The following is a 24,820-nucleotide window of genomic DNA, read 5'->3' as shown; positions in this document are numbered from 1 at the left end:
GATCCACTATGACTCAAGCAATTTTAGCGCTCAGTGAGATTGAAAAAGCGTTCCCCGGCGTGAAAGCGCTCGATAAAGCTAGCCTCAATGTTTACCCCGGCCGCGTGATGGCGTTGATGGGCGAAAACGGCGCGGGTAAATCAACCTTAATGAAAGTGTTGACGGGTATCTATTCATTGGATGCGGGTTCTATCACTTACCAAGGAAAACCAGCCGCCTTTAAAGGCCCACGAGATTCACAACAAGCGGGCATCAGCATTATTCACCAAGAGTTGAATTTGATTCCGGAATTAACTATTGCTGAAAACATTTTTCTAGGCAGAGAGATAACCGGTGCGATGGGGCGAATTTTATGGAATGAAATGTACCAAGCAGCCGACAAACTACTGGCCCGTTTAAACGTTAAACACAGCTCCAAGACCTTGTTGGGTGACTTAAGCCTTGGTGAGCAACAGATGGTTGAGATTGCAAAAGCGCTCTCATTTGAGTCGAAAGTAATCATCATGGATGAACCGACGGATGCGCTGACGGATACCGAAACTGAATCGTTATTTAATGTGATTAACGAGCTACGCGAACAAGGTTGCGGCATTGTTTATATCTCACATCGGTTGAAAGAAATTTTTGAAATTTGTGACGACATTACCGTGTTACGTGATGGCAAATTCATTGGCCAGTGCAAAGTGTCTGACACCAATGAAGATGGCCTGATTGAGATGATGGTCGGCCGGAAATTAGAAGAGCAGTATCCACGTATTGAGGTAAAGCACGGCGACACTTGCCTTGAGGTGATCGGCTTGACGGGCTCAGGTGTGCATGACATTAATTTTACGCTCAAACGAGGTGAAATCCTCGGTGTATCGGGTTTGATGGGCGCAGGGCGCACTGAATTAATGAAAGTGATTTACGGCGCGCTGCCCAGTGAGCGAGGCGTGATTAACCTTGAGAACAAAACCATCAACCCAGTCAGCCCACAAGATGGCCTTGCAAACGGTATCGCGTATATTTCAGAAGATCGCAAAGGGGACGGTTTGGTTCTTGGCCTGTCGGTGAAAGAGAACATGTCACTGTGTGCGTTGAATAAATTTAGCAAAGGTGTACAGATTCAACACAGTGATGAAGTCATCGCAGTGGAAGATTTTATTCGCCTATTCAACATCAAAACGCCATCTCGTGATCAAATCATTGGCAATTTGTCCGGTGGCAATCAGCAAAAAGTAGCGATTGCGAAAGGGTTGATGACACGTCCCAAAGTCTTGATTTTGGATGAACCCACACGCGGGGTTGACGTGGGAGCCAAAAAAGAGATTTACCAATTGATTAACCAATTTAAAGCCGAAGGGATGAGCATTATTTTGGTTTCGTCAGAGATGCCAGAAGTGCTAGGGATGAGTGACCGAATTTTGGTGATGCATGAAGGTCGAATCAGCGGCGAATTCAGTGCCAAACAAGCCAACCAAGAGATTCTACTCGCCTGTGCGGTAGGCAAAAAGATCAATGAGGAAGCAGCATGAGCAGTAACAGCATGAGTAATTCAACCCAAACTAACCGCAGAAAATGGATCAGTAAAGAGTGGCTCATTGAGCAAAAATCACTGATTGCTTTGCTTTTTTTAGTGGTCGTTGTCTCTTTTTTAAACCCCAATTTCTTCACGGTTGACAACATACTGAACATTTTGCGCCAAACCTCAGTCAACGCCATTATCGCTGTGGGGATGACCTTGGTTATTCTAACGGCAGGTATCGATTTGAGTGTTGGCTCGGTACTGGCGTTGTGCGGCGCTTTTGCTGCAACCATGATTGGTCTTGAGATTCCTGTCATTATCGCAGTCCCTACAGCGTTACTTTCTGGCGCGGCACTGGGTGCGATTAGCGGCATCATTATCGCCAAAGGTAAAGTGCAGGCGTTTATTGCCACCTTAGTCACTATGACCTTATTGCGTGGTGTGACCATGGTGTATACCGATGGGCGTCCAATTTCGACAGGTTTTACCGATACTGCAGATGCTTTTGCTTGGTTTGGTACAGGTTACGCATTGGGTATTCCCGTTCCGGTGTGGATGATGGTGGTGGTCTTTGCTGCGGTTTGGTACTTACTTAACCATACACGTTTTGGCCGCTATGTTTACGCGCTAGGTGGCAATGAGTCTGCGACTCGATTGTCAGGTATTAATGTGGATCGCGTGAAAATTGGTGTGTACGCCATCTGCGGTCTATTGGCTGCGCTGGCTGGCATCATCGTCACGTCTCGCCTCTCTTCTGCGCAACCGACTGCTGGTATGGGTTATGAGCTGGATGCCATCGCTGCCGTCGTACTTGGTGGTACCAGCTTGATGGGTGGTAAAGGACGCATTATGGGCACGTTAATTGGGGCGCTGATCATCGGCTTTCTTAATAACGCGCTGAACCTGCTTGATGTCTCTTCTTACTACCAAATGATTGCGAAAGCCGTGGTTATTTTGCTCGCGGTACTCGTGGATAACAAAAATAAGTAACACGATAGAAAACCTCCGTTTTAAAGCGAGCCATATTAGTTTTAAAACGGCCCCTACAAAAAGGACTATAAAGATGAAAAAACTTGCAACTTTAATCTCTGCTGCTCTACTTTCCACCACTGTCTCTGTGGCTGCGCATGCGCAAGACACCATGGCGATTGTACTATCCACTCTGAACAACCCATTTTTTGTCACCATGAAAGATGGCGCAGAAGCGAAAGCGAAAGAGCTAGGCTACAACCTGATCGTCTTGGATTCACAAAATGATCCAAGCAAAGAGCTATCAAACGTAGAAGACTTAACCGTTCGTGGCGTTAAAGCGATTTTGATCAACCCAACCGATTCTGATGCCGTCTCTAACGCCATTCGTATGGCCAACCGCGCTAAAGTGCCAGTGTTGACACTGGATCGCGGTGCAAGCCGTGGTGATGTTGTGAGCCACATCGCTTCTGATAACGTAGTCGGTGGTGAAATGGCCGGTCACTTTATCGTCGAAAAAATCGGTGCAAAAGCCAAAGTCATTCAACTGGAAGGGATTGCCGGCACATCGGCCGCTCGTGAGCGTGGAGAAGGTTTCATGAACGCGGTGAAAGGCAGTGAAATGGAACTGCTTGCTAGTCAGCCTGCTGATTTTGACCGCACTAAAGGTTTGAATGTAATGGAAAACCTGCTAGCGGCAAACCCAGATGTTCAAGCCGTATTTGCCCAAAATGATGAAATGGCATTGGGTGCACTTCGCGCCGTTCAAGCATCAGGCAAAGAGGTGATGATCATCGGTTTTGATGGTACCGACGATGGTATCGCGGCGGTAGAACGCGGCCAACTTGCTGCGACTGTTGCTCAACAACCAGACATGATCGGTGCACTTGGCATTGAAACGGCCGATAAAATGCTAAAAGGCGAACAAGTGGATGAGTACATTCCGGTTCCTCTAAAAATCATCAGTAAATAATCTTTGCTGTAGGTAGCTCTTTACTGGCTCGTAGAGAGCTACCTCTTCTCTATAACCCCTCAGCCATTAATAACCAGTAATCAGGCTCGATAGGTTTGTTTTTTCAGGTGAAGCCACAAAAGCCAAACCTCTCCAGCTCTATTTCAAACATGTTCACTCATGAACAAAGGACAAATTATGAATCAGTTAGTGGTATTAGGTAGTGTTAACGCTGACCATGTTTTGCAAGTGCCTTCATTTCCTCGCCCGGGCGAGACGCTGCATGGTCGTCATTATCAAGTTATTCCCGGTGGTAAAGGGGCCAACCAAGCTGTAGCGGCCGCGCGATTAAAAGCGGACATCGGTTTTATTGCCTGCGTGGGTGACGATGCATTCGGTATCAATATTCGTGAGAATTTTAAGCTCGATGGTATCAACATTGCGGGAGTTAAAATGCAGCCCAATTGTCCGACGGGCATTGCGATGATCCAAGTCTCGGATAGCGGAGAAAACAGCATCTGTATTTCGGCAGAGGCGAATGACAAGCTGACGGCTGATGCCATTGAAGCGGATTTAGCCGCCATTGGCGCGGCCAAATATTTATTGATGCAATTAGAGACGCCAATCGATGGCATTATTAAAGCTGCGCAAATCGCCAAACAAAATCGTACCAATGTGATTTTAAACCCAGCGCCTGCCCGAGATCTGCCTGATACTCTGCTAGAATGTGTCGATGTGATCACACCAAACGAAACGGAAGCGCAGCGCTTAACGGGGATCACGGTTGATGATGATCACACGGCGCAATTAGCGGCCAATGAACTGCATAAAAAAGGGATTGAAATCGTCTTGATCACCTTAGGTGCAAAAGGCGTTTGGCTAAGCCAAAATGGGCGTGGTCAACTGATTGCTGGTTTTAAAGTCGATGTGACAGACACCACCGCGGCAGGTGATACGTTTAACGGTGCTTTGGTCACGGGTTTGTTGGAAGATATGCCTTTAGAATCAGCCATTAAATTTGCACATGCTGCGGCAGCCATTTCTGTTACCCGTTTTGGCGCGCAAACCTCAATACCCACCCGAGTAGAAGTGGACGCGTTTCTCGCTCAGCATCAATAGAATAGGAAAAACAGACATGGCGACAATGAAAGATATTGCAAGATTAGCCGGCGTATCCACGTCTACCGTCAGCCATGTCATTAATAAATCTCGCTATGTGAGCGATGAAATCGCTGAGCGTGTCAATAAAGCCGCGCAAGATCTGAACTATGCCCCGTCAGCATTGGCTCGTAGTCTCAAAATGAACCGAACGCGCACCATTGGTATGTTAGTGACCACTTCGACTAACCCCTTTTTTGGCGAAGTGGTCAAAGGGGTAGAGCGCAGTTGCTATCACAAAGGTTATAACCTTATTTTGTGTAATACCGAAGGGGATAGCCAGCGGATGCAAGCCTCTATCAACACGCTGCTGCAAAAGCGCGTTGATGGCTTACTTTTGATGTGCTCCACCTTAGAAGGTGAGCGGATTGACGTTTTTGAACGCTACCCAGATATCCCTGTCGTGGTGATGGATTGGGGCCCAATGCTCTTTCCTAGCGATAAAATACAAGATAACTCTTTGCGTGGCGGTTATATTGCGGCGAACTATTTGATTGAGTGCGGTCATAAAGAAATCGGTTGTATTACCGGGCCATTGATTCGACATCAAGCTCAAATGCGTTATGAAGGCTATAAGCGCGCTGTCTTGGAAGCAGGTTTGGACATTCACCCTAATTGGATTGTGGAATCCGATTTTGAATGTGAAGGTGGCTACGAAGCGTTCAATAAAATGTTAGCTAAAGGGCCATTGCCGAGTGCGATTTTTGTCTCTAATGACATGATGGCAATGGGGGTGATTAATGCAGCTAATGAAAAAGGGATCCGCATTCCTGAAGATCTTTCGCTGATGGGGTATGACGATATTCACATCGCCCGTTTTATGTCGCCAGCTCTAACCACTATTCATCAACCCAAATATCGTTTAGGTAAAGCAGCAGTTGACACCTTACTTGCCCGTTTAGAAAACGAAGCGCTCGAACCGCAAATTGTCCAATTAGAGCCGACTTTAGTGGTGCGTAAAAGCATCAAAATGATGAACAAGTAGATGGAAAAATCCCTCTCTTTAGTCAAGAGAGGGATGAGGCACTAATTACTGAGTCATATTTTTCCAGAAATCAGCCCATTGTTGTGGTCGATTATAGAAATGGCTAACAGATACGGTTCGCCATTGCCCCTCTGCTTCATACACAATCGAGGGAAAACCAGAAAGCTGATATTGCGCCATTAAGCTTTGCGTCTGCTCTAACTGCTCTGGTAACTGAGCTTTAGCTTGCTCCATCGCTTGTTCCCATTGATTTAGCTCTAGGTCAAGCGATTGAGCTAACAGTGCCAATGTTTCAGTATCGGCCACAGGCAAACCTTGCTGGTAGTGCGCTTGTTGAATGCTTTTGAGCATAACACTTGGCGATACACCGAGTAATTGCGCTGCAATAATGGCTTGAGCAGTAACGTATGAGTCCAATATCATGGTTTCGCCACTTTTGATTTTGGCGATGTAACCTTCCCCAAATACGGCTCCTGTTTGCTGAGCAATGCGCTGATCAGCTTGCAGTACATGTTGGCGAAAACTATCTGAAAGAGGCGATCGCTCGATCATTCCACCCGGATGAAGGTGCAGTTTTACTCCGCTCATTTCATTCAACTGCTGAATCAGAGAGGTTGCTCCGTAACACCAGCCACACATTGGGTCGAAAATATAGTGGACGTTTACCATTTCATCTCACCCATGTGAACTTTGGCACCAATTTCTAAAGCCATTGGTAGGCCAGCATTAGGGTAAAGGTTTTGCATGGTTTGAATTAACTGAGCGCTGTCTTTGCTGTTTGCTTTGGCTTTAGCAAAATCCATAAGATATTGCTGTGCAAATTCAATTGAAGAAGCATCAAGCGCTGTTCCAGAAGTCATATGCCCCGGGATCACTACGTTTGGTTTGAGTGCTTTCATTTGATCAAGTTGTTGCGCCCAAGCTTGGCGGCTCGCATCACTTTGTGCATCGGCCATCCATAAATGAACATTTCCGTATACCGCGACGTTACCTAAAATCGCTTTATTGGCTGGTATCCATAAATAAGGACGATGCGCTAATGCTCCATCCGCATCGCGAATTTCAATAGTTTGCCCATCAATGGTTAAGGTTTTGCCATTATAAGCCGTTGGTAGTATCGGTTTTACAGGGGCATTTTCACCCATTTTTGGAGCCCAAAATGCCAGTTTACCTTCGAGTTTTTCTGCAATCGTTGCACGTACGCCAGGAGTCGTCAGCACTTTCGCTTGTGGAAACATGTCATGCAGTACTTCAGCGCCAAAGTAGTAATCAGGGTCAGCTTGGCTAATAAAAATCGTGGTTAGGTTTTTGCCAGAGTCGAGTACTTTTGCTGCAATACGGAGTGCGTCGGCTTTAGTAAAGCCAGTGTCAACCACCATCGCTTCTGTTTCGCCATAAACCAAAGTGGAGTTGACATGGAAGCTATTGCCATCTGCATTGTAGACGTCAAGTGTCAAAGGTTGTTGTGCTGCAAACGCGGTGCTGCTGATGAGTGTGGTTGCGGTAAGTAGAGTCAGTGTTTTCATGATTATTTATCCAAAGAGTATGTTATCGGTTCGGGAGCTATCATACGAATTAGACTTGTTCGGATATATAGCTAATAATTGACATCATTGTTTCTTAATTAGAACTAATCATGGACAAACTCACAGCAGCTCAGGTCTTTTTAGATATAGCGATTACCCAAAGTTTTACGGCGACAGCGGAACGGCTGGATATTTCTCGTCCTATGGTGACTCGGCATGTTGAAACCATGGAAACTTGGTTACAAGCTCGGTTATTAAACCGAACCACACGAAAAGTATCGCTCACATCAGCAGGAGTTCAATGCCTAGACGCGATAAAATTATGGGTCGAGCAAGCGCAGCAATTGGAACATCAGTTGATGGATCAACAGTCGTTATCTGGAAAAATTCGGATTGCGACCAGCATGTCGTTTGGCTTTTCTCAACTGATCCCGGCCGTTAAACCTTTTTTGAATACGCATCCAAATATCGAAATTGATATTGATGTACAGGATAAAACCGCAGATTTGATTGCAGAGCGAATTGATTTAGCGATCCGTATTGCAGCCGATCCCGATCCTTCTTTAATCGGGCGCCCTATCGCTCAATGTGATTCTATATTGGTTGCCTCTCCTGACTATCTCATGCGCTGTGAGCCAATACTCACACCAAGCGATCTCGCACAGCATCGTTGTCTTGGATACAAAAATTTTGAGCGACATATTTGGCATCTAAAACAAGATGGTAAGCATCAATCGGTGGAGGTGCCATGCCAGCTAACTGCGAATGAAGCCACCACTTTGTTACATGCGGCTATCCACGGGATGGGCGTTGCTTTACAGCCGACTTATCTAGCCAAGGGTGCGTTAGAAAGGGGGGACTTACAGCAGGTGTTAGCGCATTGGCAACCGAAGAAAATGGACATTTACGCTTTATATCCTTCTCGGCGTCATTTATCACCCGCTGTCAGAGCTTTGATTGATCACTTAAAGGAGTATTTCATGAATCATGATTGGCAAACGATATGCCTATAGGTGAGGTAGAGAGGAGTGATAAGCAGAGCGTGTTGCCACACTCTGCTTATGGATTATGCTACTGCGCCTTGTTTCTGCGCTTGTTGCACTAATGCCTGACGTTGAGCTTCCATAGCAGATTGAACTTCATTTTCCCTATGAGTGTCTTCTTCCACAGCCTGTGGGACAAGTACATAGAACTTATTGATGGTCATCTTTGGATCTCATGTAGTTTTGGAAACAAAAAAATAGAGGATGTTAACCTAGTTAACATCCTCCATGACGGTCAAATTATAGGCGTAGATGAAGGGGCTTAGCTAGTCCTTTTTTCATCGTAAGCCGAATTTTTTATACGTCGTAAGTGGTAGACGCCGTATTTCCGCCTGTACCAGTCCAGTTTGTGTGGAAGAATTCACCACGTGGACGGTCAGTACGCTCATAAGTGTGAGCACCAAAGTAATCACGTTGGGCTTGCAGTAAATTAGCCGGTAAGCGAGCGGTGGTGTAGCCATCTAAGAAAGTGAGCGCGGAGGTCATACATGGCATTGGAATGCCGACTTCCATTGATTTGGCCGCTACTTTACGCCAAGCCGCTAGGCAGTTATCCAAAATGCCCTTGAAGTAGGCATCTGAACCTAAGAAGGCGATTTCTGGGTTAGCTTCGAACGCATCACGAATGTTGCTCAGGAATGCGGAGCGGATGATACAACCACCACGCCACATCAATGCCACGTTACCGTAGTTAAGATTCCAACCATTCTCGTTAGACGCTTGGCGCATTAGCATAAAGCCTTGTGCGTAAGAGATGATCTTAGACGCAAGTAGCGCTTGACGAAGTGCGTCAACCCACTCTTGTTTATCACCTTCGATTTGCATATTGCTCTTACCAAACAGTGCTTCGGCAGCAACGCGTTGATCTTTCAATGCTGAAAGGCAACGAGAGAAAACTGACTCAGTGATGAGCGTCAGCGGAATACCCATATCGAGTGCGTTAATGCCCGTCCATTTACCTGTGCCTTTTTGGCCAGCAGTATCGAGGATTTTCTCAACCAGAGCTTCACCATCTTCGTCTTTGTAGCCTAAGATATCAGCGGTGATTTCCACTAGGTAGCTATCGAGCTCGGTCTTATTCCAATTAGCAAACACTTTTTGCATTTCATCATGGTTTAAACCCAAGCCGTCTTTCATAAACTGATAAGCTTCGGTAATTAGCTGCATATCGCCATATTCGATACCGTTGTGTACCATTTTAACGAAGTGACCCGCGCCGTCGTTACCCACCCAATCACAGCAAGGTTCACCAGCTTCGGTTTTTGCTGAGATACCTTGGAAAATTGGCTTCACGGCTTGCCAAGCTTCAGGTGCGCCACCTGGCATGATAGATGGGCCAAAACGTGCCCCTTCTTCGCCGCCAGAAACGCCTGTACCGATAAAGTGAATACCTTTTTCACGCAGTGCTGCAACACGGCGGTTGGTGTCTGGGAAGTTCGTGTTACCACCATCGATAATGATGTCGCCTTTATCGAGTAACGGAACCAGTTGGTCGATGAAATCATCCACGACTTGGCCCGCACGCACCATCAGCATCACTTTGCGAGGTGTCGCCAGTTTGTCGACTAACTCTTGCAGTGAATAAGCACCAATAATATTGGTGTCTTTCGCTGGACCTGCTAGGAATTCATCGACTTTTGCCGCGGTACGGTTGTGAGCTACCACTTTAAAACCGTGGTCGTTCATATTTAGGATAAGGTTTTGGCCCATCACTGCTAGGCCGATTACACCGATATCACCTTTCATTTATTTCTCTCCTTCACGCAATCTTTGTTGCGGCATCTGAATCTAAAAACCACTCTGTTTCGCCAGTTGTTGATTTAACTTTGGCAGCCGGATAAGGAAGATCCTCGGCTTTCGTGGTGTGAATTTCGTGTACGATCTCGGCTTTACCTGCGCCAAGAACGAGGTAGCTAATGCGTTTTGCAGCTTCCAACACTTTCGCTGTTTTAGATACACGAAGTTGGCCTGATTCCGGATGCGTTGCCACTAAAGATAAATTCTCATCCTCGTAGTCGGTCACATTAGGGAACAGGGATGCCGTATGGCCATCTGCGCCAACACCGAGCAAAATCCAATCAAAAACAGGAGTACCGTTGACGGATGGAATGACTTTGGCCATCTCATCGGCAAAGCGCTTAGCTTCGGTTTGTGGATCATCTTCGCCGCGAATACGGTGAATATTTTGAGGTGGAATGTTCACTTGGCTAAACAGCAGTGTATTGGCTTCACCAAAGTTGCTTTCGGCATCGTCAGGAGCGACACAGCGTTCATCACCCCACCAGAAATGCAGGTTTTGCCATGCAATCGCCTGTGCATAAGGTTCACTGGCCAATAATTTGAACAGCATTTTGGGTGTGCTGCCACCGGAAAGGGAGATATGAACTGGCTGACCTTGCTCGCTATAGCGTTGCATTTCATTGGCGAGCGTTTCAACCACCTGTTCTGGGGTTTGAAAAATTTTATGATTGATCATAATTCGCAGTAATCCGTATCGGTCAAGTTTTTACACGGGAAGCGCCACGCGCGGCCATCGCTGTGTAGCAGTAAATCAGACTCTTTCGGCCCCCACGTGCCACAGGCATAGCCAAACAGCGATTGAGGGTCTTGTTTAAAATCCAAAATAGGTTGCACGAACTTCCAACACGCTTCTACGGCATCGGTACGCGCAAATAAAGTTGCATCACCGTTGAGCGCATCCAAAAGGAGCCGTTCATAAGCGGTCAACATCTTGGTTTCTTCCAGTGATGTGTAATGGAAGTTCATAGAGACTTCTTTGGCTTTAAAGCCCGCACCTGGCTCCTTCAAACCAAAGCTCATTTGAATGCCTTCATCGGGCTGAATGCGGATGATGAGCTTGTTTTCAGGGGCATTTTGCCCAAAAACAGGGTGTGGCGTACGCTTAAAGTGAATGACCACTTCGGTGACGCGCGTTGGTAAACGTTTACCTGAACGCACATAAAATGGCACGCCATTCCAGCGCCAGTTATTGATAAACATTTTCAAACCGACATAGGTTTCAGTGCGCGAATCTGCCGCCACACCATGTTCATCACGGTAACTGGGTAAAAACTGGCCACGAACTTCCGATTCCGTATATTGCCCCAGTACGAGGTTGTGGCGTAGGTCATCATCAGAAAGCGGTTGCAGGCTTTGCAGCACTTTATTGACTTCGTTACGAATTGAATCGGCATTAATGGCGGCTGGTGGTTCCATGCTAACCATAGCTAACACTTGCAGTAAATGGTTTTGGAACATATCACGCACCGCACCAGAACCGTCGTAATAGCCACCGCGTTCTTCGACGCCCAAAAATTCTGCGCCTGTAATTTCGACATAGTCAATGAAATTGCGGTTCCACAAAGGTTCGAACATCCCGTTAGCAAAACGGAAAACCAACAGGTTTTGTACCGTCTCTTTGCCTAAATAATGGTCGATACGGTAGATCTGGTGTTCTTGGAAATGGCGATGAATTTCGATATCAAGGCTTTGAGCCGATGCGAGGTCATAACCAAACGGTTTTTCGATGATCAAACGCTTCCAACCTTGCGCTTCGCTATTTAATCCATGCGCTGCGAGATTGGCCGGGATGACGCCATAAAGGCTCGGCGGCGTCGCGAGATAGAACAGAGTGTTGCGTTGCGTGAATTGGTATTGCTCAGCCAAAGAGTCAAGACGCGTGGCGAGCTGCGCGTATTCTGCAACATCTGAAGTATTGATCGCTTGATAATGCAAGTGCTCGCAAAAGGCGTCGAGAATATCTGGGACGGTCTTTTCCATTTCCTGAAGAGAGCGCTTTAATTTTTCACGGTATGACTCATCGCTGTATTGGGTTCGGCTGACACCCAGAATAGCAAAGGATTTCGGCAGTTGATCACTGGCGAACAAGTGATACAGAGCAGGTATAAGCTTGCGATAGGTTAAGTCGCCTGAAGCACCAAAAATCACAATACTGCTGTTTTCAGGTATTACCATCATCTTTCCCTTAAAAACGAGGTATTTAGCATGCGCCAACGGTAGCAGCGTCATGCAAAAATAGAAAATAGGCTCTAACTATAATGTCGATAGTTAAAACCAATGCGCTCCTCCAAAAGTGCAGAACGCAGTCTAGGGATCGCCCCTAGACTCGGGTGCGTATTGTCTACGACAATTTGACATACATCAACTATTGATAACGCAATCGATTAAATTCTCATGCCATCTCGACACATTTTCAGGGTGAGAGGTTAGGTTCCGCCTAAGTCTCATCCCCTGACCACAGCACGTTACTTATAGCGGCTGTGAATGATGCTAGGTGGTCAGTCTTATCCGGAATGGTAACTCTATGGTGATTATTCAGTTGAACAATGACAGTTTGACGACGGAACTTGAGCCTGTACTTGGTTATAACGTTTGAGTTGGTTGAAATAGTGGTGCGCTTTTTGTACGTGTTCGAACTCCAACATCCAAGTCGCGCTGCGCTGCGCTGAACAAAAAGCACCCATATGTTTGAGCAAGTCATCGCTTTGTTTGGTGAGTACGTTGGCAAGGCGGTTAACCAAGGCATTGGGCTCAATCGCAGTAAACTGCAGCAGAGCATAAGATTGATTTAAGACATCAAAGGCTTGTTTATGCTGACCCAAGTGGTTGAAAATTTCAGATTGGGAAACAGCGGCATCACATAGCCCAGAGATCAAGCACACCAACTGGCAAGGTTTTGTTTGCCCACAGTTTAGCGCTGATTGAATATGGCTTGGCATATGATGCAGTACATCTTCAAGCAAACGGTGTGCTTGTGGCCAATGCCCTTGCGCTAATAGTTGTTCAGCCTTGAGATAGCTTGCCCAGCACTGTTGTAAGTCCATACTCAATTCTCCAGAATGACGACGTTTACTTATTTAAATGCAATTTATTATCAAATGCAAATAATTGTTATTTGCAATTCTAAGTGTGATGATTGTTTATTATTTGTTCGGTTAAACGCGAATAAGGTGTAACTCGCTAAAATATAAATGAATTGCTTCTACACTTAGGTCAAACTACAACAAGAATCCAAAAGCTAAGGAGCGGAGTGATGGCGATTCAACGATTGAATGCAGAGCAGCTCTACCACGTTGCCCAGTTAGAAAAACTCCCTTGTAAATCAACTAAGGAGTTAGACCCAGTTGATGAGATTGTGGGGCAAGAACGGGCGCAAAAAGCGGTCGAATTTGCAATGTCGATCAAAGAGAAGGGTTACAACATCTACGCTATTGGCCGTAATGGGTTGGGCAAACGTACGATGATTTTGCGCTATTTAAACCGCCATCAGCATGATGTCGATGCGTTGTTTGATTGGTGTTATGTGGCCAATTTCAGCGATATTCGAACCCCAAAAGTGCTGAAGTTACCTTCGGGTATTGGGGTTAAACTCAAGCAAGACATTGAAAAGTTAATGAATAAGTTGGTCAATGCGATCCCGTTAGCTTTTGATAACGAGATTTACTTTGCTCGTGCCGATAAACTGAAAAATCAGATGGCACAAAAACAGCAAAGTGAATTGGATAGCATCAGTAAAGAAGCCAAAGATAAAGGCATTAGCTTAACCATCACCACTCAAGGCGACTATCAATTTGTTGCGATGAACGGTGAAGAGATGCACACCGAAGAGTCCTTTGACGCCTTGTCTAAAAAAGAGCAAGAGCACTTTAGCCATACCATTGATGAGCTAGAAATCAGCCTACGCAATATGGTACGTCAACTGACCGAATGGGAAGACTCCTACAGTGAGAAGATCAAAAAGCTCAATGATGAAGTAACGCTTGGCGTGATTACCCACTTTATTAAGCAGCTTAAGCAAGATTATTCTGGCTACCCAGACATCAAAACGTATCTCACGGAGTTACAAAAAGACATCGTCGATAATGCGGACATTTTTTTAGATGAAGACAGTGAGCAAGGCGAAGTCGCGACAGCTTCTTTAGATAAGCGTCTGCCGCGTCGCTACAAAGTCAATGTGCTGGTCAGCCAGCCTTCAGACAAGCTACCGATCGTGGTAGAAGAGAACCCGAACTACCACTCTCTATTTGGTTATATCGAAACGGCGACTTTTAAAGGCACAGTATTTACCGATTTTTCGTTGATTCGAGCGGGTAGTTTACATAAAGCCAATGGTGGTGTGTTGTTGATGGATGCGGTGAAAGTGCTTGAACAGCCCTATGTTTGGGACGGTTTAAAGCGCGCGCTGCGTTCACGCCAAATGAGTTTTACCTCTTTGGAAAAAGAGGTCACGCTAACAGGGACGGTTTCACTTGACCCAGAGCCTATCCCGCTAAATGTGAAAATCATCCTATTTGGTGATTACCACACCTATCAGCTGCTGACTCATTACGATCCTGAATTTAGCGAATTGTTCCGAGTAACGGCCGATTTTGAAGATGAGATGAAACGTACGCCCGATACCGAGCTACATTACGCGCGTTTTATTTCGAGCATAGTGCACGACAACAATATGCTGCATTGCGACCGTAAAGCGATTGCACGCATCATTGAACACAGTTCACGTACAACGGGCGATCAAGGCAAACTGTCACTTCATTCGGCGCATATTGCCAATTTGCTACGCGAATCTAACTATGTGGCGAAGCAGGCGAATTCAAACATGATCCGCCAGAATCATGTCGAAGAGGCGCTCAGCAACCAAGAGATGCGTGTGAGCCGCCTGCAAGACAGTGTGATGGAGTCGTATGTTAACGGTACAACGCTAATCCAAACGCAAGGCATGGCGGTCGGGCAGGTGAATGCGCTGTCGGTATTGAGCACCAGCGATCATATGTTTGGTGCGCCAAACCGTATTACCGCCACCACTTCCTATGGCGATGGTGACATTATCGATATCGAGCGCAGTGTCGATCTGGGTGGCAGCATCCACTCTAAAGGTGTGATGATTTTATCCGCGTATCTCTCTTCGGTATTTGGCCGTACGGCGCGCGTACCACTCACCACGACCATCACATTTGAGCAATCTTACGGTGGTGTGGATGGTGATAGTGCCAGCATGGCCGAATTCTGTGCGATTGTGTCTGCGTTTTCTAAACGGCCTAATCGCCAAGATATTGCGATCACAGGTTCGATGAACCAATTTGGTGAATCGCAGCCGATTGGTGGTGTGAATGAGAAAATTGAAGGTTTCTTTGATGTGTGTGCAATCAAAGGGCGCACCAGCCAGCAAGGTGTCATCATTCCTCGTTCAAACATGCACAATCTGATGTTACGCGCTGACGTTGTTAAAGCGGTCGAGAAAGGGGAGTTCAATATCTGGGCTATTGAACATGTCACTGAAGCGGTTGAGCTCTTTACTGGCAAACCCGCAGGCGAAGCAACAGAAGATGGCAGCTACCCGGTTGATACCATCTTCGGTTTAGCCCAAGCCAAACTGAATGCGCTTAGAAAATAGCCTTATCGAAGAATAAGTTCTTCAGTACTAACCACCTCAATGACCACCTAGCAAGTGGTCATTTTTCTTCATAAATCATCATAATTTAACTTATATTGTCTTATTGGTATCTAGTCATTGTTTTGACGACCATATGCTCATAACTATATGAATTGCATTATATTATTTCATGGACAAAAATGTGAATTTTGTCTATTGTTTGCTCTTGTTTAGTCCGTGGGATTAGTCCCAAGGCATGGATGCGAATGTTATTTTAATCGAGGCTTTTAAATGCATTTTTCACTGAAAAATTTGTCAATTCGCGTACAAGTTTTATTACCCGTTTTGTTAACCACTTTCGCTTTACTTATTGCACTGTGGATAACCAAAAGTAATCTCCAAAATGAACAAATCAAAGTGTCGAACAGTACTGATCGGCTCGTTGAATATAAAGATGCTCTTGCCAGTGTAGACGATACTGTTTATCCGCTGCGTATTAGTGCGGTATACGCTATTTATGATCCCGCTCGTCGCGCCACATTCTTAGCTGAGTTAAAAAATGGCCTGGAAGAAGTAGAGCGCAATTTGAGCAAAATGCGACAAGATGAGCTTTATCGGAGCGATGTTGAGGTAGTTCATAAAAGCATCGAACATTACGTTGATATGTCGACGAAAATGGTGGAATTTTTTAACCGTCGCGATCAAGGGATGACCTCTGAAGCTGAATACACAGCATTTATTGCGCAATTTCGTCAAAGTGGTGAGCAAATGGTCAATGCGATAAATGATCTTTCGCAGCAAGTGAACCAACAAGCGACGCAGTCATTGGCTCAAAGCGACAAAGACAACATTCGCGTTATGAACACGGCTATGGTCACTGTTCTGTCTGTACTTTCGCTCTCTCTTGCGATGGCTTGGATCCTTTCGAATATGATTGTGGCCCCGATTCAGAAGCTGCAAGCTGTAATGCGTGAATTAGCGCAGGGGAACTTAACCATTCGCGCTGATGCGGATGGCGAGAATGAAATCTCAAAGCTGGGTAAAGATGTCAATACGACTACCTCTCAGTTACATGCTACGGTAGATCATTTGAACCGTATTAGTGAAGAAGTGGCGTCAGCTTCAACCGAGCTGGCTGCGGTGATGACGCAAGCAGAGTCAAATGCACAACAAGAGTTGAGTGAAATTGAACAAGTTGCTTCTGCGGTGAATGAACTTGCGAGCACAGCAAACAACGTGAGTGATAACGCAACGGTCGCTGATTCAACCGCTCGCGAAGCGGATGAACTTGCTAAATCAGGCTTAGCTATTTTTAAAGAGAGCGCCCAAGCGAGCTTACAAATGTCAGAAGCGCTGAATCATGCTGCGAGCGTAGTTCTGCGTCTAAAAGAGCAATCAGAGCAGATCAACGATGTCGTTGAAGTGATCCGAGGTGTCTCTGAGCAAACCAACTTATTGGCACTGAATGCGGCTATTGAAGCGGCACGTGCAGGTGAGACTGGTCGTGGTTTTGCGGTCGTGGCTGATGAAGTTCGCATGCTTGCTGCACGTACTGAGAGTTCAACTAAAGAGATTCGAGTTATCATTGAAGAGCTGCAAAGCCAATCGATTCTTGCAAACGATAGCATGCAAACCAGCATTGAGATGCTTGCGCGTAACGGTGAGTTAACGCAACGAGCAAATGATGCACTCGTTGGGATCACGGAATCGGTTTCAGACATCAATGATTCAAATACCCAAGTGGCGACTGCGGCAGAAGAGCAGTCGCAAGTCACGCAAGATATTAACCGTAACGTGGTTAATATGTCTGAGCTTGTAAATCAAAACGTAACGGGTATCAGCCAGAGCGCCAGTGCCAGTGCCGAACTGTCACAATTGGCCGAGAAGCAAAAAGCGCAGCTCGCCTTCTTCAAACTATAAATCGACTACTATTTCCTAGTCTCAACCGCATAACTCGAAAGGTTATGCGGTTTTTTTATGAATCAAAGAATATCTAACCATCCGAAATAACTAGGTTTTTTGGGGTTATCTGTTTGTTTTTATGATTCGATCTCCCTCGTATAAAAACACTATCTTTATTAACATTATCTTCATATATTGACCCAATAAGAACTAGAAATGTGATGCTCATCGTGTGAACGCATGGTCAAGTGGCTGAAAGTAAGGAGTGTTTTTATGGCGAAAGAGGAAAGCTTATTTCGTTTAGAAAGGGTAAAAAGGTTTAATTTTTCAGTGTGGACGGTATTAACCGGAACATTGATTGCTCGTACCAGTTTTTTCATGGCATGGCCATTTTTGATCGTGTTTCTTTACCAAGATTATGGTGCATCGCCGATTGAAGTGGGTGGAATGCTGGCGACCTCTGCTGTTGTAGGAGCAATTACTGGGCTGTATTCAGGGTATCTTTCCGACAAATTTGGTCGCAAGTGGGTGATGGTTCTTGGCAGTGTGATGGCTGCATTTGCCTACAGTGGCATTGGTGTGGCTGATCAAATCTGGCAGTTTTACGTGCTTATCGTCCTTACTGGTTTAATGCGACCAATGATTGAAGCGCCGGGCAAAGCAGTGATTGGTGATAACTTGCCGAATTTGAAAGATCGCGAGCTGGCGCTCAACATCCGCTATTTCCTACTCAATCTAGGTGGTGCCATTGGGCCACTGCTTGGGATTACGTTTGGGCTTTCTCACCCACAAACTCTCTTTTTCTTTACCGGCGGCACGTATTTATTGTTTGGCTTTTGGCTGCTGCTCGGTATTGAACGTAAAGGGCGCTACACCAAACCCGATCGCTCTGGTTTGCCTAATTTTTCTTCGACGCTAAGAGTGATCAGTAAAGATAATATTTTTGTGAAGTTGATGGTGGCGAACTTCATCATGATGTTCATCTATGGGCAGGTAGAATCGTCTATTCCACAAGTGATTGTACGCACCAGTGCCGCCGATGCAGCGCAAATTGTCGCAGGGTTAGTGCTGGTAAATACCATGACCATTATCATCTTCCAGTTCCCAATGTTGAAGTGGTTGGAAAACGTCCCGCTGTTTGTACGAACTCGGATCGGCATGTTATTGATGGGGCTTGCGCAACTCGGCTTTCTGTTTACCCCCGCAGATTTACCGATTGGTTGGGCGCTCGCTTGCTTTGTTTTGAGTATGGGCGAAGTCATTGCTTTTCCAACCTTAAACGTACAAATAGACCGCATGGCTCCCGCCCATTTGCGTGGTTCTTACTTTGGTGCCGCCGCGCTTTACTCGTTAGGTTTTGCGATTGCGCCACTAGTTGGGGGGGCGGTGATTGGATACCTCAATTCAAACTGGCTGTTTGGTCTTTGCTTTGTGCTGTGCTTAGTGATGATTTGGCTTTACTGGCTCGCAGAGCATCAGCCCGATACGGTCGAGCGTGAACCCATTACTCAAGCTTAATTTGCTCTTTTTGTAAGGCTCTCATCGAGAGCCTTAACATCGCTATTTTTTTATCGCTACGCCAACTTCCAGCTTATCTAACCATTCCAAAAATCGTTGAACATCATCGCCCCGAAAAATAGCGCCATGTTGCGGACACATCATCTCAATATCCAGCTGGCTGACTCGCTCAATCCAATCACTTTTGGCGCGGTTAGATGGCATCCAACGTTGATGAAAATAAGTCATTTTTGGAATATGGCTTTGAAAATCTTCTACAAAAAAAGAGGCGTTAGGGCTGTCGAGCGCGGCACCAATATCGCCAGACATCAATATTTTTGCATCAGGGTCGTAAACCGAAAAGTTACCAGAAGAGTGCATGTAATGTGCTGGGATAAAGTGCAGGTCGTGACCTGATAAGGACACTTTTCCACCTTCATCTTTGATGGGGGAGAATTGAATTGACTCCATACCAAAATGGCGGATAAAACCTTCCCACAACCAAGGTGAATGTAATGTTGCACTGGGCAGTGCTTTATCCCATAAACCGAGGGAAGAGATGATATCCGGATCTTGGTGAGAGGCAAAAAGATGCTTGATATGTTCAATCGGCACTTCTTTCACGACGCAACCGAGCATCGCCGAAAATAGTTCAATGCCACCGGGATCTAGCAATATCGCTTGATCACGATTGACTATCATATATTGGTTGGTATCAATGATTTTTTCTGGTTTGTTTGGATCGCGAGCAAACATCACCCAGCGATGATGGCCGCGTTCAAATAGTATTTTTGATTGCATAGTTCACCTGAGAAAAGAGAGAGAATGTTTTGAGCGATAGCATGACGTGAGCTTGAATTTCTTTTGCCAGTTCAGCGACGTTATTCGCAATGCTTTGCAGTTGGGCTTGATATCGCTCATCTGCTTGAGAGGCTTCCACGCTCAGCATGATCGAGATGATTTGTGCAATGCGCAGGTTGTCATACAAGGTTTGCAATAACTCGTGCAGGTTTTGAGCTTCAGAGTAGAAACTGTGACTGAGTTTGCTATATTCCTCTTGGTTTTGATGATGTACGATATCCAAACTGTGTAAATGCCGAGCGTTATGCGCTTGTATATACACATTTTCAAAACGTTCAAGCGCAGCGCGTGCACGAGTCCTTGCAGTTGCGAGTTGGCTGATACGCTGCGCCTTCAAGTTGATGGTGTGCGACGCCTCTAGCGTGACGCGGACTAAATCATCAATCGAATCAGTAATTGGCCGAAAACCTGCGGCACTTTCGCCCGCACGCAGAGCCAGAGCTCTGGCATTGCTGGCGACAAGCAGTAATTTTTTTGCAATGAGTACGCTTTGGTTTAGCTCTGCTGCCACTTCCGCCGCAATTACGAAAACCGGTTTGTTGTCCATAGTTATCGAAAATATTCATCAACTTAACGTGTGTTAACTATAGACCAGATTCATATTTTTGAGACTAGATTGCTCGTTTTGGCTCTGTGTTACCTAAACTCAATGGTTTTTCTGCTGCTCAACTTGCCGAAGTGCACGTTGGTACATCGCCCACGCGGCAAGGCCTGCGAGGATGTTACCGACCAACGCCCCGATAAACAGGCCATGCAGTGCCGCTATTTGAGCGCCAACCCATAGACAGGGCAAGAAGAACACAAACAGGCGCAGCGCGGAAATGGTTAAGGCGGTGTATGATTTTGCCAACGCATTAGAAACCGAGACCATTAACATGCAGATACCAAGCGGCCCTAAACTGATTGGCACAATCATTAAGTGCCAGTGCAAAATGGATTCGACACTTTGTTCGCTGGTCATCAGCGCTGCAAGGTGGCCGGATAATAGATAGGTCACTACGGCGATGATGAGCTGAAACCCAAGAATAAATTGGCACGCAACACGAACCAATTTTCGAATGTCTTGCAATTGGCCTGCACCAAGCAAACGGCCCACCATCGGTGGCATCGACATAGTTAATGCCAATATTGCGACCATCGCAAAAAACTCAAAACGAGATCCTAACGCCCATGCCGCGACAGCTGCGGTGCCGAAACTGGCCAATAGCTTGGTTGCCAGCATCGAAGAAAGCGGTGGAAGAAGCTGGCTTATCATGGCCGGCCCCATGATATGGCTGATAGAGCGAATACTTTTCCCTACATCCAAATCTGACCAATCAAACAGCATCCAGTGCCTTTTCGACACCTTGGGCGCAACCACGAATACACCAATCCCAAAGGCTAGAATGGTCGCCAGCGCTGCGCCTTCAATACCCAAATCAAAAGTGAAGATAAAAATAGGGTCTAAAATCAGGTTTAAAATGCTGGTGACCATCATCATAGTACCCGGCAACATGGTATTACCATTAGCTCGACACAGACTGTATAAAAAGTACAGCACCGCACCCACCCAAGCACTGATTAACCAATAAATCCAGTAGCTGTCGACGATCTGATACACAGATTCAGGAGCGCTGAGTAGCGCTAAGATAGGGTGACGCAGTAAATAGATAATGACTGAAAACAGAGCAACCCCAATGCTGCCAATAGCGACGACCAACCCACCAAGCTGCTTCGCGTAGCGAATTTGGTTCGCACCCAATGCGCGAGCAATCACCGCTGTGGTCGCAATGCCAAGCCCAACCTGAAGGCCAATAATGATCATCTGAATGGGTAATGTAAACCCTTGCGCGGCAAGGGGTAACACGCCAAGTTGGCCGATAAACGCACTATCGACCAGTTGGAAGCTCATGAGGGACAGCACACCAAACATCATCGGCCAAGTCATTTGCAAGAGTTGGCGCGTGAGTGACGGTGGAGATAACGGGGTGGTGTTTGACATTGCTCGGCTCAACTATATGGGTAGAGGTTTTAATATGTGGCCTCTGCGGTGAAAAACAAGCTCAGAATGGTTTGTACGTTATGTGCGTTGAGTATGTTAACAGCTATACGTGAAGAGAGCGACGTTCATCCCCATCGAGTTGTTCCGTGCAATGACATGAAAATCATCATATTGATGAAATGTTTCATAAAATCCTAACCATTTGGTGAATACTTGAGCGTTAATCTCGTGATGAACTCGTCCTATTTCTATGAAATGAAACCGATTTCATTTCTGTTTTGTGAATCAATTTGCGTTTAATGTATTGATGGTGTTAATAAAAAATAACAATAACGGTCTTCCTCAGTTTCATCGCCAAAAGCAGTCGAGCGCGCTGTGAAGCGACACCTAATTTTCACTTGTTTCATTTTTTAAACTGACCACAGAACAAAAACAAACCAAGTGATTAATAGGACTTAACATGAAAAATTATAAGCTTCTACCTCTATCCCTAGCTGTGGCTGCCGTACTCTCTTCTGCTCCTTCTTTTGCCAACGATCCAATGCCAAATCCTGAGGTGTTGGATCAAGATCAACAACCACTGGTGCTGACACCAGATATAAACGTTCCCGCGGGTATCGTATTTTCTGGTTATGCTCGTTATGGCGCAGCCTACCAAAATGGCGATGTCAAACTGGTTGAAACCAATGGCCGTTTAAACGGTAACTCAACAGGCCGTTTAGGAAACGAAGGTAACGGTGGTGAGTTCCAATTTGGTAAAGGATTCGTCAGTGACAGCGGTGCTATTTGGGATGTGGTGGTGATGTTCAACCATTGGGGTGATGAGGTGGGTGTGCCTAAAGCTTACGCTGGCGGAACCAACATTTTTGAAAGCCAACCTGAACTTTACGTATGGGCTGGTCGAGACTTTCACCAACGTATTTCAACGAATTTGAACGACTATTTTTGGATGACGCATGATGGGCAAGGTGGTGGTTTCTACAACCTTAATCTAGGAGGTATTAAATTCGACGCCAGTGTCGTCAGTGCAACGGGGGCTTCTCCTAGCGATCATCCAGATGGTAATTACGCATTGACCACCAAAATCCACGGCATTCAATTTTCTGATACAACCAATCTCAGCATTTATGCTAACTATGGCTTTGATGACAATTCGGATCCAACGGCCAAAAAACTCAACGCGTTTCAAGTGGCGGGTGAATTGAAGTTTGGGGATGACCGTTTGGTGGTGCGTTATGCTGATAACGCCAAAGACAGTGTTTTTTGGAAAACGGAGAATCAATCAGCGTTGTTGGTGAGCTTTGATGGGAGTAAGACACTGGGAGACAATGCGGCGATTGAATACCTAGCGGCTTATCAAGCCTACGAAGATGGTGCATACAAACAGTATGACCGTACTAACTACAACGTGTTGGTTCGCCCGATGTATTTTTGGGATGAGACCAACTCAACGTGGTTAGAAGCTGGCTATGATGTTGTAGATTTTGACAACATTGACGCCACCAACTCTTCTTGGAAAGTGACACTATCGCAGAACATTTCGTTTGGTAAAGGTGCAGGCGCTCGACCAATGCTCCGTTTCTATGCCACTTTGGGTGATGCCGATAACGAAACTGTGATCGACAAAGACGGCCTATTTAAAGCCGCAAGTAACCCAGATACGGTAACGATTGGCGCGATGTGGGAAGCGTGGTGGTAACCCCATATTTGATCATTAACTGTCCATTCTTTTTTCACGGCTCGCTCGATGCCTGCCGTGGTTTTTAACCTCCAGCGATACACTTACGCTTTCGGGCCACATTAGTGGCCCTTTTTTATTTACGGTAATCGGCCACCATCTTTTTCTCTCTTCCGATTGCCATGAAACAGTTTCATGGCTGCCTGGGAAACTGCTGTGGCTTTCAATGTTTAGATAATTGTCATTTGTGTGCCTAGTTCGATGTGATTTCTCTCACGCTAAAGCGAGGGGATATCTTGAATACTAGCTCATGAAAGCGGTTTCTTGTTGGTTTTGTCAGTAATGTTGTGAGGCGAGAGTGGCGACAATTAAAGATGTGTCTGAACATGCAGGTGTATCGCAAGCGACGGTGTCGCGGGTGATTAATGGAACTAGCCGTGTTAGCCACGATAAAAAACTCAGAGTCGAAAAGGCGATTAAAGATCTTGGTTACCGCCCCAATTCTATTGCTCAAGCACTGGCCTCAAGCCGTACGGGGAGCATCGGCATCATAGTACCGGAATTAGGGGGCCCTTTTTATTCAAGCATTTTGCATAACATTGAAGAGCAACTGCGTAAGTTTGGCTACCACGTCGTCGTGACGGCAGGCTCGAACACAGAGCAAGGACAAAAAGAGTCGGTGCAATTTCTGCTAGGTCGCCGAGTCGATGCATTAATTCTTCATACTCAACATCTAACCGATGACTACTTGATTGAATTGGATCAACAAGGGGTTCATTTGGTGCTAGTGAACCGTTTTATTCCTGAAATGGCCAGCAGCTGTATTGACATTGATAACGAGATAGGTGGCTTTTTGGCGACACAGTATTTACTCAGTCAGGGTCATCAACGAATTGCTTGTATTACTGGGCCATTGGATAAATCTGATGCGCGAGGTCGTCTGCAAGGCTACCGAAAAGCGTTGGAAGAGGCTGGGCTTGACTATGAAGAATCACTCGTGTCTGAAGCTGGTTTTACCGAAGAATCCGGCGTCAAAGCGATGCGCAAATTACTGATGCGTCACTGTGAATTTAGCGCCGTATTTGCTTCAAACGATCATATGGCATTTGGTGCATTTGAAGAGTTGCGCCGTGTCGGGTTGCAAATACCACAACACATATCCTTGGTTGGATTTGACGATATTTTATTCGCGCGTTACCTCACCCCAGCGTTAACGACCGTGAATTTCCCTCTTGAACAGATGAGCTTAGAAGCGGTTCAGCTCGTTATTCAAAAGCTGCACAAAAACAAACGCGACGTGAACTTCAAATTATCCCCTTCGTTGGTGATACGAGACTCCGTCAAAAATTTACTCAACACCCTATAAACCTA

Annotated in this window: 21 protein-coding genes; 11 read left to right on the top strand and 10 right to left on the bottom strand. The window is 45.9% G+C overall.

The annotated features are described in order from the left end of the window. Window positions 1-8 precede the first annotated feature (8 nt). The 5 genes from rbsA (at window position 9) to AACT42_RS16750 (ending at window position 5,568) form a co-directional block, all read left to right on the top strand. Window positions 9-1,514 carry a ribose ABC transporter ATP-binding protein RbsA gene (gene rbsA, locus AACT42_RS16770; RefSeq protein ID WP_013868175.1) on the top strand — a complete coding sequence of 502 codons (1,506 nt, stop codon included), beginning with the start codon at window positions 9-11 and terminating at the stop codon, window positions 1,512-1,514. Window positions 1,515-1,525: 11 nt separating this feature from the next. Continuing rightward, entirely contained in the window at window positions 1,526-2,494 is a 969-nt protein-coding gene (gene rbsC, locus AACT42_RS16765; RefSeq protein ID WP_443084857.1) for a ribose ABC transporter permease, read from the top strand. A 73-nt stretch (window positions 2,495-2,567) separates the two neighbouring features. After that, complete coding sequence (gene rbsB / locus AACT42_RS16760) at window positions 2,568-3,446, top strand: ribose ABC transporter substrate-binding protein RbsB (RefSeq protein WP_010320543.1); 879 nt, start codon at window positions 2,568-2,570, stop codon at window positions 3,444-3,446. Window positions 3,447-3,623: 177 nt separating this feature from the next. Further along, window positions 3,624-4,544: a ribokinase gene (gene rbsK / locus AACT42_RS16755; RefSeq protein WP_026027599.1), complete on the top strand. Its 921-nt coding sequence runs from the start codon at window positions 3,624-3,626 to the stop codon at window positions 4,542-4,544. A gap of 16 nt (window positions 4,545-4,560) precedes the next feature. Then, window positions 4,561-5,568 (top strand): substrate-binding domain-containing protein, encoded by a 1,008-nt coding sequence (locus AACT42_RS16750; protein WP_094132250.1) that lies wholly within the window; start codon window positions 4,561-4,563, stop codon window positions 5,566-5,568. A 45-nt stretch (window positions 5,569-5,613) separates the two neighbouring features. On the opposite strand, the gene AACT42_RS16745 is transcribed toward AACT42_RS16750, so the two are convergent. Together AACT42_RS16745 and AACT42_RS16740 are read right to left on the bottom strand one after the other, a co-directional pair. Continuing rightward, complete coding sequence (locus AACT42_RS16745) at window positions 5,614-6,237, bottom strand: DsbA family protein (protein ID WP_094132249.1); 624 nt, start codon at window positions 6,235-6,237, stop codon at window positions 5,614-5,616. Beyond that, the gene (locus AACT42_RS16740) at window positions 6,231-7,094 is read right to left on the bottom strand and encodes an MBL fold metallo-hydrolase (RefSeq protein ID WP_094132248.1); all 864 of its coding nucleotides are present in this window, start codon (window positions 7,092-7,094) and stop codon (window positions 6,231-6,233) included. The genes AACT42_RS16745 and AACT42_RS16740 overlap by 7 nt, the downstream gene beginning before the upstream one ends. Before the next feature lie 110 nt (window positions 7,095-7,204). Here AACT42_RS16740 and AACT42_RS16735 point away from each other — a divergent pair, with 110 nt between their 5' ends. Further along, window positions 7,205-8,107 (top strand): LysR family transcriptional regulator, encoded by a 903-nt coding sequence (locus tag AACT42_RS16735; RefSeq protein ID WP_094132247.1) that lies wholly within the window; start codon window positions 7,205-7,207, stop codon window positions 8,105-8,107. A gap of 53 nt (window positions 8,108-8,160) precedes the next feature. Here AACT42_RS16735 and AACT42_RS16730 read toward each other — a convergent pair whose 3' ends face one another. From AACT42_RS16730 to AACT42_RS16710, 5 genes are all read right to left on the bottom strand, one after another. Continuing rightward, window positions 8,161-8,301 carry a hypothetical protein gene (locus tag AACT42_RS16730; RefSeq protein ID WP_017050239.1) on the bottom strand — a complete coding sequence of 47 codons (141 nt, stop codon included), beginning with the start codon at window positions 8,299-8,301 and terminating at the stop codon, window positions 8,161-8,163. Window positions 8,302-8,434: 133 nt separating this feature from the next. Beyond that, window positions 8,435-9,883 carry a decarboxylating NADP(+)-dependent phosphogluconate dehydrogenase gene (gene gnd / locus AACT42_RS16725; protein WP_094132246.1) on the bottom strand — a complete coding sequence of 483 codons (1,449 nt, stop codon included), beginning with the start codon at window positions 9,881-9,883 and terminating at the stop codon, window positions 8,435-8,437. A gap of 13 nt (window positions 9,884-9,896) precedes the next feature. Beyond that, window positions 9,897-10,613, bottom strand: a complete 717-nt coding sequence (gene pgl / locus AACT42_RS16720; RefSeq protein ID WP_017046895.1) for a 6-phosphogluconolactonase — start codon at window positions 10,611-10,613, stop codon at window positions 9,897-9,899. Further along, a complete protein-coding gene (gene zwf / locus AACT42_RS16715) occupies window positions 10,610-12,112 on the bottom strand; it encodes a glucose-6-phosphate dehydrogenase (protein ID WP_161441840.1) in 1,503 nt (500 codons plus the stop codon). The genes pgl and zwf overlap by 4 nt, the downstream gene beginning before the upstream one ends. 356 nt (window positions 12,113-12,468) lie before the next feature. After that, window positions 12,469-12,981, bottom strand: a complete 513-nt coding sequence (locus AACT42_RS16710; protein WP_176432251.1) for a hypothetical protein — start codon at window positions 12,979-12,981, stop codon at window positions 12,469-12,471. A 209-nt stretch (window positions 12,982-13,190) separates the two neighbouring features. Between AACT42_RS16710 and AACT42_RS16705 the strand changes: the two genes are divergently transcribed. From AACT42_RS16705 to AACT42_RS16695, 3 genes are all read left to right on the top strand, one after another. Further along, the gene (locus AACT42_RS16705; RefSeq protein WP_026027772.1) at window positions 13,191-15,551 is read left to right on the top strand and encodes a Lon protease family protein; all 2,361 of its coding nucleotides are present in this window, start codon (window positions 13,191-13,193) and stop codon (window positions 15,549-15,551) included. A 270-nt stretch (window positions 15,552-15,821) separates the two neighbouring features. Further along, window positions 15,822-17,450, top strand: a complete 1,629-nt coding sequence (locus AACT42_RS16700; protein WP_013868163.1) for a methyl-accepting chemotaxis protein — start codon at window positions 15,822-15,824, stop codon at window positions 17,448-17,450. A gap of 255 nt (window positions 17,451-17,705) precedes the next feature. Beyond that, complete coding sequence (locus tag AACT42_RS16695) at window positions 17,706-18,950, top strand: MDR family MFS transporter (RefSeq protein WP_176429111.1); 1,245 nt, start codon at window positions 17,706-17,708, stop codon at window positions 18,948-18,950. Between the two features lie 42 nt (window positions 18,951-18,992). Here the strand turns inward: AACT42_RS16695 and AACT42_RS16690 are convergent, their stop codons facing one another. The 3 genes from AACT42_RS16690 to AACT42_RS16680 all read right to left on the bottom strand — a co-directional run bounded on the left by AACT42_RS16690 (window position 18,993) and on the right by AACT42_RS16680 (window position 21,771). Then, window positions 18,993-19,730, bottom strand: coding sequence for an MBL fold metallo-hydrolase (locus AACT42_RS16690; RefSeq protein WP_013868161.1), 738 nt, complete (start codon window positions 19,728-19,730; stop codon window positions 18,993-18,995). Next, window positions 19,708-20,337: a hypothetical protein gene (locus AACT42_RS16685; protein ID WP_013868160.1), complete on the bottom strand. Its 630-nt coding sequence runs from the start codon at window positions 20,335-20,337 to the stop codon at window positions 19,708-19,710. Before AACT42_RS16685 ends, AACT42_RS16690 begins: the two co-directional genes overlap by 23 nt. 99 nt (window positions 20,338-20,436) lie before the next feature. Further along, a complete protein-coding gene (locus AACT42_RS16680) occupies window positions 20,437-21,771 on the bottom strand; it encodes an MATE family efflux transporter (protein WP_069212035.1) in 1,335 nt (444 codons plus the stop codon). Between the two features lie 460 nt (window positions 21,772-22,231). Between AACT42_RS16680 and AACT42_RS16675 the strand changes: the two genes are divergently transcribed. Both AACT42_RS16675 and AACT42_RS16670 read left to right on the top strand, forming a co-directional pair. Further along, window positions 22,232-23,470, top strand: a complete 1,239-nt coding sequence (locus AACT42_RS16675; protein WP_094132243.1) for a carbohydrate porin — start codon at window positions 22,232-22,234, stop codon at window positions 23,468-23,470. A 337-nt stretch (window positions 23,471-23,807) separates the two neighbouring features. Beyond that, window positions 23,808-24,815: a LacI family DNA-binding transcriptional regulator gene (locus tag AACT42_RS16670; protein ID WP_017046898.1), complete on the top strand. Its 1,008-nt coding sequence runs from the start codon at window positions 23,808-23,810 to the stop codon at window positions 24,813-24,815. Window positions 24,816-24,820 lie beyond the last annotated feature (5 nt).

The sequence above is a fragment of the Vibrio sp. V15_P4S5T153 genome, assembly GCF_963874485.1.
In the GTDB taxonomy this organism is placed as follows: Bacteria; Pseudomonadota; Gammaproteobacteria; order Enterobacterales; family Vibrionaceae; genus Vibrio; species Vibrio anguillarum.
This window is presented reverse-complemented; position numbering and strand designations above follow the sequence as displayed.

Coding starts and splice junctions, on each gene's coding strand:
- rbsA (WP_013868175.1), top strand. CDS start 9: ATGACTCAAGCAATTTTAGCGCTCAGTGAGATTGAAAAAGCGTTCCCC.
- rbsC (WP_443084857.1), top strand. CDS start 1,526: ATGAGTAATTCAACCCAAACTAACCGCAGAAAATGGATCAGTAAAGAG.
- rbsB (WP_010320543.1), top strand. CDS start 2,568: ATGAAAAAACTTGCAACTTTAATCTCTGCTGCTCTACTTTCCACCACT.
- rbsK (WP_026027599.1), top strand. CDS start 3,624: ATGAATCAGTTAGTGGTATTAGGTAGTGTTAACGCTGACCATGTTTTG.
- AACT42_RS16750 (WP_094132250.1), top strand. CDS start 4,561: ATGGCGACAATGAAAGATATTGCAAGATTAGCCGGCGTATCCACGTCT.
- AACT42_RS16745 (WP_094132249.1), bottom strand. CDS start 6,237: ATGGTAAACGTCCACTATATTTTCGACCCAATGTGTGGCTGGTGTTAC.
- AACT42_RS16740 (WP_094132248.1), bottom strand. CDS start 7,094: ATGAAAACACTGACTCTACTTACCGCAACCACACTCATCAGCAGCACC.
- AACT42_RS16735 (WP_094132247.1), top strand. CDS start 7,205: ATGGACAAACTCACAGCAGCTCAGGTCTTTTTAGATATAGCGATTACC.
- AACT42_RS16730 (WP_017050239.1), bottom strand. CDS start 8,301: ATGACCATCAATAAGTTCTATGTACTTGTCCCACAGGCTGTGGAAGAA.
- gnd (WP_094132246.1), bottom strand. CDS start 9,883: ATGAAAGGTGATATCGGTGTAATCGGCCTAGCAGTGATGGGCCAAAAC.
- pgl (WP_017046895.1), bottom strand. CDS start 10,613: ATGATCAATCATAAAATTTTTCAAACCCCAGAACAGGTGGTTGAAACG.
- zwf (WP_161441840.1), bottom strand. CDS start 12,112: ATGGTAATACCTGAAAACAGCAGTATTGTGATTTTTGGTGCTTCAGGC.
- AACT42_RS16710 (WP_176432251.1), bottom strand. CDS start 12,981: ATGGACTTACAACAGTGCTGGGCAAGCTATCTCAAGGCTGAACAACTA.
- AACT42_RS16705 (WP_026027772.1), top strand. CDS start 13,191: ATGGCGATTCAACGATTGAATGCAGAGCAGCTCTACCACGTTGCCCAG.
- AACT42_RS16700 (WP_013868163.1), top strand. CDS start 15,822: ATGCATTTTTCACTGAAAAATTTGTCAATTCGCGTACAAGTTTTATTA.
- AACT42_RS16695 (WP_176429111.1), top strand. CDS start 17,706: ATGGCGAAAGAGGAAAGCTTATTTCGTTTAGAAAGGGTAAAAAGGTTT.
- AACT42_RS16690 (WP_013868161.1), bottom strand. CDS start 19,730: ATGCAATCAAAAATACTATTTGAACGCGGCCATCATCGCTGGGTGATG.
- AACT42_RS16685 (WP_013868160.1), bottom strand. CDS start 20,337: ATGGACAACAAACCGGTTTTCGTAATTGCGGCGGAAGTGGCAGCAGAG.
- AACT42_RS16680 (WP_069212035.1), bottom strand. CDS start 21,771: ATGTCAAACACCACCCCGTTATCTCCACCGTCACTCACGCGCCAACTC.
- AACT42_RS16675 (WP_094132243.1), top strand. CDS start 22,232: ATGAAAAATTATAAGCTTCTACCTCTATCCCTAGCTGTGGCTGCCGTA.